This is a genomic window from Saccharibacillus brassicae, assembly GCF_006542275.1.
Classification (GTDB): Bacteria; Bacillota; Bacilli; order Paenibacillales; family Paenibacillaceae; genus Saccharibacillus; species Saccharibacillus brassicae.
Genome location: NZ_CP041217.1, coordinates 5,482,123 through 5,494,402, shown reverse-complemented (window position 1 = coordinate 5,494,402; position 12,280 = coordinate 5,482,123). Strand labels below are relative to the sequence as shown.

Below are 12,280 nucleotides of genomic sequence, written 5' to 3'. Positions count from 1 at the left end.
ATCAGTTACGAAAGGAGGCGAAACGTAAATGGCAGTTACTCAGAAACGTACAGTGCGAGCAAAGTTTAAGGCGCTTCGTATTGCTAAAGGCACTCAAAAAAAGGTTGCTGAAGATATGGGAGTCACAGAAACCACAGTTCGCAATCTTGAAAATGGTCATTCCGATCCCGGCGTAGAGCTTGTCTTTGGTTTCGCGAATTACTTTGGTGTTAGTGTTCATGATCTCTGGCAAGATCTTGAACAGAAAAGCGCTAAAAGATTCACAACCCAACAAAATCATTATAACGCGTAAGCAACACTTACGCAATCGTTTGTTACTATTTTTTTGACTTTATAGTAATTATCAGTTACGTAACAGGGGGTTACAAATGAAGAGCCTCTTAAAAGTTGAAATTGATCCAGTTGAAGTGAAGCGTATGTGCCATGAACAAATAGGTGAACTGGTCAAAGCGGCCGATGCGGAATATGCCTTCTGGGATTCAAAAGAACTTATGAAGCGAACCTGTATGAGCTGGAATACCATCCAAGATATGTTCTTCCATGATCCGCGCTTTATCAAAAGGAAGGTCGGACAGAAGTGGTACTTCCCGGCAAAGGAAACACGCGAATTCCTCCGGCAATGGTTGTTGGAGCAGTCGCCTTTTTAAGAAGGAGGACCTATGGCAAACTCAATTATCGAAGAGCAGTTGGCTGGCATGTACAATCTCGGATGCAGCCCGGTCACAATCAAATCTGCGGTGAACGACTTCCGCCAGATATTGCGTTCACAGCCGGAAGAACTCGCGTTGTTGGACGATCTGGAAGTGCGCTATGTCAAATCATTCGAAATCAGGGAGGGAGATGAAGAACTTGAAAGCAACTCAGACAGTGAAAAGCAGCTTGGAATACGAAATACGTAAGATGTCCCGCAAAGGCATAAAACCTTTGGGGATTCGCCGGCGCATTGATCTGGCTCGACGGTTTTATCAGAGCGAACCGGAAATTCTGCAATTTCTCAACGTGATCGAAATGCAGTACGTGATCAAGTCGCTGGGAGGGATCGCACTTGGATAAACTGCAACTGGTAGAACGCGCCGGCGTGTTTTACGCCGACAGCCGCGACGTCGCCGACATGGTAGATAAACGGCATGATAATCTGTTGCGCGATATCGAAGGTTACAAAGCAGTCTTGGATCAATCCTCAAATTTGAGGACTGCCGACTTCTTCATCGAAAGCTCTTATGTTAGCGCGGGCCGAGAGTATAAAAGTTTCCTGCTTACCCGACGCGGATGCGACATGGTTGCGAACAAGATGACCGGCGATAAGGGCGTACTCTTCACGGCCGCTTATGTCAGCCGCTTCGAGGAGATGGAGCGTGCAGCGAAGGCAGATATTTCGCAGCTCAGCCCGATCCTGCAGGCGCTCATCCAGACGGAACAGCGACAACTCGCGATTGAAGCGCGACAGCAGCGCTCGGATGAACAAATCGCTGTGATCAAGGAAACCTTCCTGCAGCGCGATGAGCGATGGCGCGACCAGATGAACGGCATGCTGAACGCCGCGGCGAAGCGCACAAACGGTGATTTCCGGGAGACCCGGACGGAAAGCTACCGACGCCTGGAGCAACGCGCTCATTGTGACTTGAACAGACGCCTGAGTAATATGCGGGCCCGGCTCCAAGAAGACGGCGCGACAAAAACGAAAATCGAAACGACAAATAGACTCGATGTCATCGAGTCGGAGCCGCGGCTGAAAGAAATCTACACGGGAATCGTGAAGGAACTCAGCATCGGAACAATCTTATAGGAAATGGAGCGGAACGCATATGGAACGAATCGGAACGCAGATCAAAGGAACGGACGTAGCGCTGGGAGGACCGAAGACGGAAGGATTACTGCGGAGGCTGGCTGCTTATCATTTGCAGCGCGAAGAGGTGCTGGCAATGCAAGGGAAGCCACAGAGAGCGCGCGAAGCACATCGGCAGTATAAGCGGTACCTTCGGAATGCACGGGCGGCAGCGGCGGCACGGGCGCATCTGGAACGCGGCGAACAGTGCTCAGGGCCGAAATGCATCCGGCAGATCGCCGGAGAAGGTATCCGCTTCAAACACGATGGAAAAGCGTTTTGCAGCCGTAACTGCATGCAGGCGCACTTTGACGGCATAGAAAAAGGCCGCGTTCGCACCGCGGCCCTGATCTAACACACATATAAACTTTGTACGGACAGATTAACACAATTTGAATTGGGGTGCAATATGGCTCTTTCGGAAGACGTATTTAATCGGCTGGACCGGCTGATCCGCGAGGAAGAGATCCCGGGATACCTGGAGAATATCGACAAGTTTCAAAGAGAGTCGCGGCGCTGCGCGGAAAGCACGGCAGACGGGTTGATGAATAAAATCCACTGGCTTACGCAGCAACTCGTGCTCACCGGCCGGGTGGCATCCTATCTGGAATTGGAAGCAAAGCGCGCATATAACGAGCGGGTCCGCATTTTCAACGAGGCTCGGCAGAATGCGTCTCGTGGCGACAAAGAAGCAGCTGCACAACTGGCCGTAACTGATCTTCGCGAAGCTGAAGCGCGTGCAGAAAGCCGAGCGGAGCTTTGGAAGAAAGAATATAAGTCTCTGCAAGAACATATCTATCGACTCCGCCTGCAAGCGCGGCAAGATATGGACATTCACCGGGCGGGAGCTGAGGGCGCATGAATATGCCGTTTCGCCCTTGTCCGAAGCCTTCGGCGGCCAAACACAAGCCGGTCCGTGTTAAGCCGACTCAGCGCCAAATGGGCGAGATCAGTAAGCCGGTTGATCGCGAGCTGAAGCACCGCTCCCACGGCGTCTGCGAGTGGTGTGGCCGCCGCCCGGCAGCAGAGCGGGCCCATTTGACAGGACGAGGTCATTTGGAGCACAAGACAACGGCTGTCGACTTGGCTCACGTATGTACAGAATGCCATCGGGAGCTGGACGGCACAGAAACTGGCATCCGAGCACGCCGGCTGATCGCGACGATCGTCAACGCAGAATTGCAACGCGAGCGCGGCGGATAAGCGCTCGCAGGGAAGGATGAATACGTATGGCGGATGAGATTTACAGGATTACGAAACAAGAAAATTATGTGGTCATGGACCGTAGGTTTCTGCACAACAACAAGCTTTCTCTGAAAGCAAAGGGATTGCTGGCTTATGTGCTCACCCTTCCAGACGATTGGAAGTTTCATATCGAAGAGCTGGCCAAGCACAGCACTGACGGAGAGAAAGGACTGCGCAGCGGATGGAAGGAACTGATCGAGAACGGATACGTCAATCGTGTTCCAATCCGGGAAGGGCAGCGCATTGCTTACTGGGAAACGCAAGTCTTTGAACATCCGTCGCTCAATCCTCTACATTCCGAAAATAGGCAAATAGAGAATCCTCTACTTTCCGGTTCTGTACATGTACAAAAGCTACATGTAGATCCTGTACATGTACAGGATCGGCGACTACTAAGTATTGATCTTTTACCTAGTATTGATTCTACTAATTCTTCTTCTACATCAGAGCCGGTTAAACCGGATGGACTGGAAGAAGAAACGGTGTCGGACGTTTACACTCAGGTTTTTGGAACGTTCGCTATGACGCCGCTGTTCACTGGATTCGTCAAGGAACTGAAGCGAAAAGGGCGCACAGATCGTTTCGTGATTGAGCTTCTTCTCGAAGCCGGAGAAAGTTCGAGCGGCAAACCGACCTTGAAGTTTGTCAGGGCGATCGCGGACCGCTGGCTTCAGGAAGGCATCGAATCCCGAGAGCAGGCCGCCACAAAGAAAAGTGCCGGATACTCGCCGGCCCGGCAGCCGCCGAAAAGCAGCGGATGGCGGCCGAGTAAGCCGGACCTGCCTATCGTTCAAAATGATCCGGAGCAGAGCGGCGTCAGCGACGAGGAGTTTGCAGAGTACGTCCGGCTGGCGGAAGAGATGAAGGAGTCGAAAGGGGCGGGGCCACGTGCTGGAGACGAAGAGTAGCGCGGAGCTGGCGCAGATCGCCGCGGACACCGCGCTGGACTACGACATCCGGATCGCAGCGCAAACAGAAATCTACCGGCGGCAGCGGCCGCCAGAAGGGACGAAAGATGCCAAGAGCAAAAATGAATGACGGCATGATCTTCGAAACCATGCTGAACGTGACCAACCAGATGTACAACAACCGGGGGGAGGCGGTCGTCAATAAACGGCCGACGCCGATCAAAATTCTCCAAACCCGGGGCAACCTGATTTTGAAGGCAGCTTTCGACGGACGCTCGACGGTCGATTACGACGGCGTCGTACAGGGGCGCATGATCACCTTTGAGGCCAAGTCAACGATCGAGGAAACGCGCTTCGATCTCAACATGATTGCCCGGCACCAATACGACTATCTGAGCCGCTGCGATGCACAAGATGCAATCTGCTTCGTCCTTGTATTTTTCATCAAGCGGCAATCGATCTATCTGATTCCATACGAGCTGCTGAAAGAATATTGGGACGCCGCGGATGCGGGCGGGCGGAAGAGTATCCCGCTCGTAGATCTGGAGCGGCGAGCACACAAGTTCGGCACCGCCGGCCGGGCACCAGTCGATTATCTGCCTCACGTGAAAAAAATCTGGTTCGAAGGGTAGGCCGGGGATGGTCAGCGGCCGCGGCCCACCTCAACCAAAAAAGGGAACATAAGATCTTATTTCGAATAAAATATCCAGAAAGAAGGAATGAAAATGGCAAGAAAGCTCGATCCGTCCAGAATGGCGGACGGCGCGGTATCGGAGCGCCTGGAACTCGAAATGCAACGCGTACTGGAAAATGTGGCTGACCCGAACACCCCATGGAAGAAGAAACGGAAAATTCAGCTTACGATCACGATCGACCCGAATGAGAAGCGGGAGCTGGCCGCGGTAACGATCGACGCAAAGACGACGCTGGCGCCAGCAAATGCAATCCCGGCCACGATCATGATCGGTACGGACGGCGCAGGCAAGGTGGTCGGCAAAGAGCTGCTGAGCGGAGAGCCCGGTCAGACGTACATGGACAACGACGGCCGACACCGCTCCGACGTTGGAGAAGAGATCCAGCCGGAAGCCGGCGAAGCAGAGAAAAAAGGCAACGTAGTCAAGTTCAGCTAATCCAAACCAAAAAGAAAACGGAGTGAAATCTCATGCCAATCGAAAAAGAAGCATTGAAATATCTGGTCGAACTGCAGCCGAACGAAATCCTCGAAGTCAACGGACAAACGTGGTCGACGAATCCACTCAGTCTCGTTCCCGTTGCGCAGCCGCGGCCGCTCACCATCCATAAGCTGTCCGGCTTGGTCACCTACCTGATCGATAACTTCGACGAGCAGCCTCCGGTCTTGATCCAAATCGAAAGCCCATCGAAAGTGAGCGTGCTCAGTACGTTCAACGCCGACAAACAGCGGGACGTGCTGATCCGCGCCGAGGCGCTTCTGCCGAACATCCCATTCGAGTCTTTCCAAGGGGTCGAGAACTTTAATATCCTGCTCCAATCCTGCTTCGTCGAAAACGAAGATCGCTCGAAAGTCCTCCAAGTTGTCGGCAATGTCCGGGAAGAAGAAGTTTTGAATTTCGGCGACGACGGTGTAAGCCAGCAGGTGACGGCATCGGCCGGTGTACGAGTCGTCGAGCAGGTTAAGGTTCCGAACCCGGTCAGACTCAAGCCGTTCCGTACCTTCATCGAGATTTCGCAACCGGAGTGCCAATTCGTCTTCCGGATGCGTAAAGGCCCGCAGGCTGCCCTCTTCGAAGCCGACGGCGGCGCTTGGAAGTTGCAAGCGATCGCCTCGATCAAAGAATACCTGGAAACAGAACTGTCCCAGCAAATCGAAGCCAAGCAAGTGTTCATCATCGCGTAAATCCCCATCTCACCTCATGCAAACCGAGCGGCTCCGGCCGCTCCCCATTCCACTCACCGAAGGAGCGATCTGCATGCCCAATGCAAAAGGCTGGCTCGACCGCGAGGAAGTCTTGGCAACCCGTAAGCCCGTCCTGGTCCCCGGCGATCACAGCCACGGCGAGTGGAAGGGGAAGCGGCCGGAGAACTGCCTGCTGCTGCCGAAGTCGCGCTGCGCGGAATACGGTTGCCCGGTCGAACCGGGCGAACTGCCGGCAGCCTACGGATACACCTCGAAACCGAACGATCTCTACCGCTACATTCCCTTCTACGCCCGGTACCCGGGCATGCTCGACTACGAAGCGCTGGACGCCGAATACCTGCGCCAGCTGGAAAGGATCATCAGCCATGAACACGAATCTCACGCGAGCTGAGGCCGTCGCCTCCGGCAAGCCGATCGCGCTGCCGCAGACCGAATATTTTTACGCCGATTTCTTCTCCGGTGCGGAGTGGATTGGAGAGAGACCGAAAGACGTGGTCTTTCTCGGCCGAAATCACGTGGCTCTTCAGCGGAGCACCCGCCCGCTGGCTGAGGGCGAAGAGCCGATCGCTTACGTGCATTACGGATACAACAAATTAGAGCGCTGCTTCAAGCCGGTCTACGGCCGACACCCGGACGAGCTGGACCCGACCTGCTTGAGCCGATCAGAAACGACGATGTATGTCCGGGTGCTGATCGCCGCCGGGCGGACGATCGGGGAGACGGAGAGCGAGCGACGCGTGCGCAGATTGCGAGAGGACTTGAGCTTCGCTCAGCGCGAATTGAATCAGATTCTTCGTGATTCCGACGAGCTCCCCAAACATTGGGCCTACCTAAATCAGCGTAACGATATGGCAGAGCGGATCAACCGGAGGAGGATCTTGCGCGATGAATTGCGAGCGGATCTGGCGCTTGCAGAACAAGAACTGATCAAGGAGGCAGAATCATGTCCAAGACCTACGGAAACGAAATGACCGAAGCCGCACGCCTCACCAAGCGCGCCAAGAGCGCAGCGTTGAGCGCGAGCCGGCTCGCCGACCGGGCGGCCAAAGAGCGGCGTATGGAGCAAAAGCGAGAACGGCAGATCAACCGGCTGGGCCGGAAGCTCTGCGCGGCTGACCGCCGGCTGGCGAAGATCGCCGAGGCATGGGCGCGGCCGCCGCGCTGGACGGATGCCATCTGGCGCCGCCGGCAAAATAATCGCTGGGCCGACGCCGCCGGTAGACGGAGCGCGCTCGCGGCGGAGCTGATGCGGCTGGGAGGCGGTAGCCATGAGCCCAAAGCGCAGCGCTGACTGGCCGCGCCCGCTCTGGAGCGCGGCGGACATTAGCGAGATCCATATTGCCTGCGAGGACTACGACTTCGCCTGGACCGACAAGCAGGTGCAGCGGTTCCTGGAGATGTGGCGATCCGGCTTGACGATCCGGCAGATCGCGGAACATTTCGACCGCGATCCGGACGAGGTCGTATTGCTGGTGATGGATCAAGCAAAGCTCGGAAATATCAACCCCCGGCCCGGCGGAATACTCGGCGCGCTGGGAGCCTGAAAGGAAGGATAGATATGACTCCAAAATTCGAAGCAGGTGCGGCCGTCCGCTGGACCAGCCAGAGCCAAGGAAGCACGAAAGAGAAGGTCGGCACGGTGCATGCGGTTGTGCCCGTCGGTGAATCCCCGATCGATTACCTGACCAAGCCGTATAGCTCCGCGCAGATCAAATTCGACAAGCTGATCAGCACGACGTCGTACGTTCGATACCTTATTGCCGTTCCGCGCGGCGGGCGATCGGTGAAAGTTGATTACTACTGCCCGCGGCCGGCGCTGCTGCAAGTAGCTGATCGGGAATGAGCCGGCTCGAAGTCGTCTTCGAAATCAGCGACATTCTGGACCGCGAGTGCGCGGTCTGCGAAAAGCGGCGGGAAATGCAGCGCATGTACCAGTCCAAGTTCGCGACGATCGACGGCTACTGCAATCAGGAGTGTCCGGTCGGTAAGGTTCTCCAAGCGCTTGGGCAGCAGTTGAACCAGATCCGGGCGCAGGCGTTGGCAAAATCCGAATAAATTATTCCAAAAACTATTCTGGAGGGATCTGCAATGGCAAAAAAGAAACAACCGGCTCCACATCGATCCGGACTGCAGCCGGGCGACACCGTCGTCATGCACAACTGCTACGAGGCACCGAAGCACGACGGACGCATCTGGACGGTGCGTTCGGAACCGTGGGACTTGTGCGGGACCGAGGTCGTTTTGCTTGAAGGATACAGCGGTGGATTTTCGACGGAAAAGCTGGCCCGTGCAAGAGTGTGACAGCGCAATACGATCGAGACGACCCATATTTTAGCGACGTGCCTTACGACATCATCCATGACAATAGCGGCCGGACGATCGGCGAGGTCTTTGTGACCGCCGAGTCCCTGCTGCCGAGGGGGGAACGCGAGTGGAGCCTGCAAACGAGTCGGAAACGATCGAACCGAAAATCTGGCGGGAAGACATGCTCACCCCGGAACAAGCGGAATTTCAAATTTCCGGGTACGAGGAAGTCTTAGCAAGTTCGATGGAGGATCTTGCCAACTCACGGAGGCAGATCGCGGAAGTCGAGAAGCAGTTGTTAAAGGGCAAAAAAATCCAGTATACGGAGAAGGATTTGGAATACTTCAAAGAACGAGAACGCTGGTGCGCCTCCGATGTCAAAAAGCTTGAACGTGAGCTGAATGAGAGACGGCTCCTAGTAAGCGGGTGGACCTGGAAGCAAATATACGCTCAGCGGCAGCCAGCCAAAGAACCGGACGAGCTGACCTTATTTTGAAAGGACTGATCAGCATGGAAGTTTGGATCAAATACAAATGCGAAAACTGCGGTCGTAGATTTCAAGTGTGCGAAGTACCGGGCGACGAACTGGAAGAACCGGGTTGTGTGGAATGCGGCGGCACCGATCATGAACAACTGCCGGATCAACTGCGCCGCGGCGATGCCGTTATCATGATCGGATGCGGAGAGGCGGAAGAGCATTCCGGCAAGACCTGGTACTGCCGAACGGACGAATTTTACCACGGCGCGGGCAAATACCAGGAAGGCATCGTTTTTTTGGAAGGGTACAGCGGATCGTTTAAGACTCGCTTCCTCCAGAAGATCGAAGAATAGGGGGACGATCATGCAGGAAATCATCGTAGACAACTTCGCCGGCGGCGGCGGGGCCAGCACCGGGATCGAGCTGGCAACCGGACGCAGCGTAGACGTAGCCATCAACCACGACCCGGCAGCGATCGCCATGCACCGGGCGAACCATCCCGAAACCGATCATTATTGCGAATCGGTCTGGGACGTCGACCCGCGGGACGCGGCCGGCGGTCGACCGGTCGGGCTCGTCTGGCTATCGCCGGACTGCAAGCACTTCTCAAAAGCCAAAGGCGGCAAGCCGGTAGAAAAGGCGATCCGTGGGCTGGCATGGGTGGCCGTCCGCTGGGCGGCAACGGTAAAGCCGCGCGTGATCATGCTGGAGAACGTCGAGGAGTTCAAAACGTGGGGGCCGCTACTTGAAAACGGCTACCCTGATCCGAAACAGAAAGGCCGGACATTCAACTCGTTCATCAACGCGCTGCGCCGGCAAGGGTACGAGGTCGAGACGCGCGAGCTGCGGGCATGTGACTACGGCGCACCTACGATCCGCAAGCGACTCTTTCTGGTCGCCCGGCGGGACGGCCGCCCGATCGTCTGGCCGGAGCCGACGCACTCCGCGCCGAACAGCCCGGAAGTTCTGCGCGGCGAGCGGAAGCCGTGGCGGACGGCAGCAGAGATCATAGACTGGTCGATCCCTTGCAAGTCGATCTTCGGCCGGAAGAAGGAATTAGCCGAGAATACGCTGCGCCGGATCGCGCGCGGCATCGACCGCTTCGTCGTGAACAATCCGCGGCCATTCGTGATCAAGGTCAACCACAAATATGACCAGTTTCGAGGGCAGGAGATTGATCAGCCGTTCCAAACGATCACCGCAAAGAACGGCTGGGGAATCGTGACGCCGTACATCGCCCGGATCGGCCAGACCGGATTCGGCGGGGACCGGCTGCAGTACGAGCTGGACGACCCGCTGACGACGATCACGACCAAGGCGAAGCATCTTCTGATTGTACCGCATGTGACGAAGTTCCGCGGCGGCGCCGTGGGGCACGCGGTCGACGAGCCGCTTCATACGGTAACGAGCGGGGCGGGGGCGGCCCGGCCTGCGGGTGCAGCGCACGCAATAGGTATCGTGTCGGCCTTTCTGACCCAGTACCACACGGAGACGAAGGACAATGCGCCCCGCGGGCAGACGCTCGACCGGCCGATCCTGACACTTGACGCATCGAACCGGTACGGACTGGTTACGGCGCACGTCGCCCGGCATTTCGGAGAATCGGTTGGCAGCCCCGCGGACACGCCGCTCGGCACCGTGACGGCCGGTGGTGGCGGAAAGAGCGCGGTCGTGACGAGTCATCTGGTCAAGCTGCGCGGCACGTGCGCAGACGGGCAGCCGGTTACGGAGCCGATGCCGACGATCACGGCCGGCGGAACGCATGTCGGCGAAGTGCGGGCGTTCCTGCTGAAATACTACGGCAGCGCGGACAACGGTCAGACGGTCGACGAGCCGCTGCATACGGTGACGACGAAGGACCGCTTCGGCTTGGTCACGATCGAAGGCATCGACTATCAGATCGTCGACATCGGCATGCGGATGCTGGAACCGCACGAGCTGTTCGCCGCGCAGGGCTTTCCGGAGACGTACACGATCGACGTTGACGCAGACGGCAAAAAGTATTCCAAGAGCGCGCAGGTCGCCCGCTGCGGCAACGCCGTGCCGCCGCCGTTCGCAAAAGCTCTGGTCCAGGCGAATCTGCCAGAAATGTGCGTCGGAGCCGGCAATGCGCTGGCGCTTGAGCGGTATAAGCCGGCGGCTGGTCAGGTGGCATGGAGCCTATGAGCGGCGCCTACTGGGTCACGACCGAAAAAGGCTACCACGCCACGCTGGAGCTGGCGGAGCGGATGGGTACGCCGGCAGCCCGCCAGGTGGCCGATCTCTTCCGCCCCGGCGAGCCGCTGCGGCCGCCTTACGACCGCGAGGTTCCGGCCTGCTGGGTAGACGACGGCTGGGTTCGGCTGGCTGAGCCAGCGCCGCCGACGGATGCCGCAGAAGACGTTCAGGTAGCCGGCAGCCCGCCGGCTGATGGACAAGTCGTATTTTCATTCTAAGGAGGACCCGAGATGGCAAATAAGATCACCGGCCTTGCGCCGGCACAGAAACGCTTTATCGACCTGTTCCAGCCGCTCACATACCGGCACTCCGCCTGGCAAGTGTGGAGCGACTTCATCGAGATGACGGCCGTCGCCATCGCGAATCGGACGGACGCCCGCCGGCGCGCCGTGCGCGAAGATCGCTACCTGAGCCTGATCGGCAAATATGATCCGGGCGAGCAGGCTGTCTTCCCGCGGCTGATCGGTTCGATCGCCCTGGCGCTCGAGGAGAATCCAGAGCAGGACTTCCTCGGGGACCTGTTTATGCGGCTTGAACTCGGTAGTCACTGGAAAGGGCAGTTCTTTACGCCTTACTCGGTCTGCCGGGTGATGGCGCAGATGCAGGTCGTAGACATGCCGGCGCGGATCGCGGAGAAAGGGTTCGTCAGCGTGAACGACCCGGCATGCGGCGCAGGTGCGACGCTGATCGCCTTCGCCAACGAATCCCGCTCCCGCGGAATCAACTTTCAACAGCACGTCCTCTTCGCTGGGCAGGACATTGACCAGACGGCCGGGCTCATGTGCTACATTCAGCTATCATTCCTCGGCTGCCCGGGATACGTGCTGATCGGCGATTCCCTACGGGAACCGGTAACCGCCGCGGCGCTTACCGGTCCGAACGTTTGGTACACGCCATTTTACTTCACCTCGACTTGGCATTTCCGCCGGACTTTCGCCGTGTTGGACGCGGCGATCGCCTCGATGCCGGCGCCGCGGGAGCGGAAGGGCGGAGAGATCGAGCAGCTGACACTATTCTGAACGGGGGGAATGAATCGTGAACGATAAAGCTTATTACGTAGATACGGTTTACGGCGACAAAGGCGAGATCGTATTCGGCGAAAAACGCTCTGATGCAATCTATCATAGCGAGGCATACAACGAAGACGGACGGTCATGGACGGATATCCGCGCTGTACGCCAGCCGAAATACGATCAATTCGCCATTGAGGGAAGCGGAGTGCCGAAATCAGTGCTCCTGCAGGGCGGCTGGTGGTTTGAATGCTCGGGGATCAACGAGGACGGCCGGCGCTGCTGCAAGCGACTTACAGCGGAGGACGACCCGGTGATCGAAAACGAAGGCGTTTACTGCCGCGGCGGATGCTACGGGCGGCACATGGACAAACAGGCGGTCAAGTAAGCAGAGCC

General features: G+C 57.2%; 25 protein-coding genes. All 25 read left to right on the top strand.

The features are described from left to right. The first annotated feature begins 28 nt into the window (after positions 1-28). The 25 genes from FFV09_RS23125 to FFV09_RS23010 all read left to right on the top strand — a co-directional run bounded on the left by FFV09_RS23125 (position 29) and on the right by FFV09_RS23010 (position 12,272). Positions 29-292: a helix-turn-helix domain-containing protein gene (locus FFV09_RS23125; protein ID WP_141450062.1), complete on the top strand. Its 264-nt coding sequence runs from the start codon at positions 29-31 to the stop codon at positions 290-292. 76 nt (positions 293-368) lie between these two features. Continuing rightward, entirely contained in the window at positions 369-647 is a 279-nt protein-coding gene (locus FFV09_RS23120; protein WP_141450060.1) for a group-specific protein, read from the top strand. Positions 648-659: 12 nt separating this feature from the next. Next, on the top strand, positions 660-899 hold the full coding sequence (locus tag FFV09_RS23115) for a hypothetical protein (RefSeq protein ID WP_141450055.1): 240 nt from the start codon (positions 660-662) through the stop codon (positions 897-899). Between the two features lie 146 nt (positions 900-1,045). Continuing rightward, complete coding sequence (locus tag FFV09_RS23110) at positions 1,046-1,786, top strand: Rha family transcriptional regulator (protein WP_141450053.1); 741 nt, start codon at positions 1,046-1,048, stop codon at positions 1,784-1,786. Positions 1,787-1,805: 19 nt separating this feature from the next. Next, on the top strand, positions 1,806-2,180 hold the full coding sequence (locus FFV09_RS23105; RefSeq protein WP_141450051.1) for a hypothetical protein: 375 nt from the start codon (positions 1,806-1,808) through the stop codon (positions 2,178-2,180). Positions 2,181-2,234: 54 nt separating this feature from the next. Continuing rightward, the gene (locus FFV09_RS23100) at positions 2,235-2,687 is read left to right on the top strand and encodes a hypothetical protein (RefSeq protein WP_141450049.1); all 453 of its coding nucleotides are present in this window, start codon (positions 2,235-2,237) and stop codon (positions 2,685-2,687) included. Continuing rightward, a complete protein-coding gene (locus FFV09_RS23095; RefSeq protein WP_141450048.1) occupies positions 2,684-3,028 on the top strand; it encodes a hypothetical protein in 345 nt (114 codons plus the stop codon). The genes FFV09_RS23100 and FFV09_RS23095 overlap by 4 nt, the downstream gene beginning before the upstream one ends. A 26-nt stretch (positions 3,029-3,054) precedes the next feature. Continuing rightward, positions 3,055-3,978 (top strand): DnaD domain protein, encoded by a 924-nt coding sequence (locus FFV09_RS23090; RefSeq protein ID WP_141450046.1) that lies wholly within the window; start codon positions 3,055-3,057, stop codon positions 3,976-3,978. Further along, positions 3,959-4,108, top strand: a complete 150-nt coding sequence (locus FFV09_RS23935) for a hypothetical protein (protein ID WP_170315120.1) — start codon at positions 3,959-3,961, stop codon at positions 4,106-4,108. The genes FFV09_RS23090 and FFV09_RS23935 overlap by 20 nt, the downstream gene beginning before the upstream one ends. Beyond that, the gene (locus FFV09_RS23085; RefSeq protein ID WP_246098425.1) at positions 4,086-4,610 is read left to right on the top strand and encodes a Holliday junction resolvase RecU; all 525 of its coding nucleotides are present in this window, start codon (positions 4,086-4,088) and stop codon (positions 4,608-4,610) included. Before FFV09_RS23935 ends, FFV09_RS23085 begins: the two co-directional genes overlap by 23 nt. A 93-nt stretch (positions 4,611-4,703) precedes the next feature. Further along, entirely contained in the window at positions 4,704-5,108 is a 405-nt protein-coding gene (locus FFV09_RS23080) for a replication terminator protein (protein ID WP_141450045.1), read from the top strand. Positions 5,109-5,140: 32 nt separating this feature from the next. Continuing rightward, a complete protein-coding gene (locus FFV09_RS23075) occupies positions 5,141-5,854 on the top strand; it encodes a hypothetical protein (RefSeq protein WP_246098424.1) in 714 nt (237 codons plus the stop codon). 73 nt (positions 5,855-5,927) lie between these two features. Beyond that, positions 5,928-6,266: a hypothetical protein gene (locus FFV09_RS23070; protein ID WP_141450043.1), complete on the top strand. Its 339-nt coding sequence runs from the start codon at positions 5,928-5,930 to the stop codon at positions 6,264-6,266. After that, the gene (locus FFV09_RS23065) at positions 6,241-6,846 is read left to right on the top strand and encodes a hypothetical protein (protein ID WP_141450041.1); all 606 of its coding nucleotides are present in this window, start codon (positions 6,241-6,243) and stop codon (positions 6,844-6,846) included. Before FFV09_RS23070 ends, FFV09_RS23065 begins: the two co-directional genes overlap by 26 nt. Continuing rightward, the gene (locus FFV09_RS23060; RefSeq protein WP_141450039.1) at positions 6,819-7,166 is read left to right on the top strand and encodes a hypothetical protein; all 348 of its coding nucleotides are present in this window, start codon (positions 6,819-6,821) and stop codon (positions 7,164-7,166) included. The genes FFV09_RS23065 and FFV09_RS23060 overlap by 28 nt, the downstream gene beginning before the upstream one ends. After that, a complete protein-coding gene (locus tag FFV09_RS23055; RefSeq protein ID WP_141450037.1) occupies positions 7,144-7,419 on the top strand; it encodes a helix-turn-helix domain containing protein in 276 nt (91 codons plus the stop codon). The genes FFV09_RS23060 and FFV09_RS23055 overlap by 23 nt, the downstream gene beginning before the upstream one ends. 14 nt (positions 7,420-7,433) lie before the next feature. Then, the gene (locus FFV09_RS23050) at positions 7,434-7,718 is read left to right on the top strand and encodes a hypothetical protein (RefSeq protein ID WP_141450036.1); all 285 of its coding nucleotides are present in this window, start codon (positions 7,434-7,436) and stop codon (positions 7,716-7,718) included. After that, a complete protein-coding gene (locus FFV09_RS23045) occupies positions 7,715-7,930 on the top strand; it encodes a zinc-finger domain-containing protein (RefSeq protein ID WP_141450034.1) in 216 nt (71 codons plus the stop codon). Before FFV09_RS23050 ends, FFV09_RS23045 begins: the two co-directional genes overlap by 4 nt. A 33-nt stretch (positions 7,931-7,963) precedes the next feature. Beyond that, a complete protein-coding gene (locus FFV09_RS23040; protein ID WP_141450032.1) occupies positions 7,964-8,176 on the top strand; it encodes a hypothetical protein in 213 nt (70 codons plus the stop codon). A 130-nt stretch (positions 8,177-8,306) separates the two neighbouring features. Next, positions 8,307-8,675, top strand: coding sequence for a hypothetical protein (locus FFV09_RS23035; protein ID WP_141450030.1), 369 nt, complete (start codon positions 8,307-8,309; stop codon positions 8,673-8,675). A 14-nt stretch (positions 8,676-8,689) separates the two neighbouring features. Then, on the top strand, positions 8,690-9,010 hold the full coding sequence (locus FFV09_RS23030) for an FmdB family zinc ribbon protein (RefSeq protein WP_141450028.1): 321 nt from the start codon (positions 8,690-8,692) through the stop codon (positions 9,008-9,010). Positions 9,011-9,020: 10 nt separating this feature from the next. Next, the gene (locus tag FFV09_RS23025; protein WP_141450027.1) at positions 9,021-10,823 is read left to right on the top strand and encodes a DNA cytosine methyltransferase; all 1,803 of its coding nucleotides are present in this window, start codon (positions 9,021-9,023) and stop codon (positions 10,821-10,823) included. Then, entirely contained in the window at positions 10,820-11,092 is a 273-nt protein-coding gene (locus FFV09_RS23020; protein WP_141450025.1) for a hypothetical protein, read from the top strand. Before FFV09_RS23025 ends, FFV09_RS23020 begins: the two co-directional genes overlap by 4 nt. Positions 11,093-11,104: 12 nt before the next feature. Then, entirely contained in the window at positions 11,105-11,893 is a 789-nt protein-coding gene (locus tag FFV09_RS23015) for an N-6 DNA methylase (RefSeq protein WP_141450022.1), read from the top strand. 16 nt (positions 11,894-11,909) lie between these two features. After that, entirely contained in the window at positions 11,910-12,272 is a 363-nt protein-coding gene (locus FFV09_RS23010) for a hypothetical protein (RefSeq protein ID WP_141450021.1), read from the top strand. The last annotated feature ends 8 nt before the right edge of the window (positions 12,273-12,280 follow it).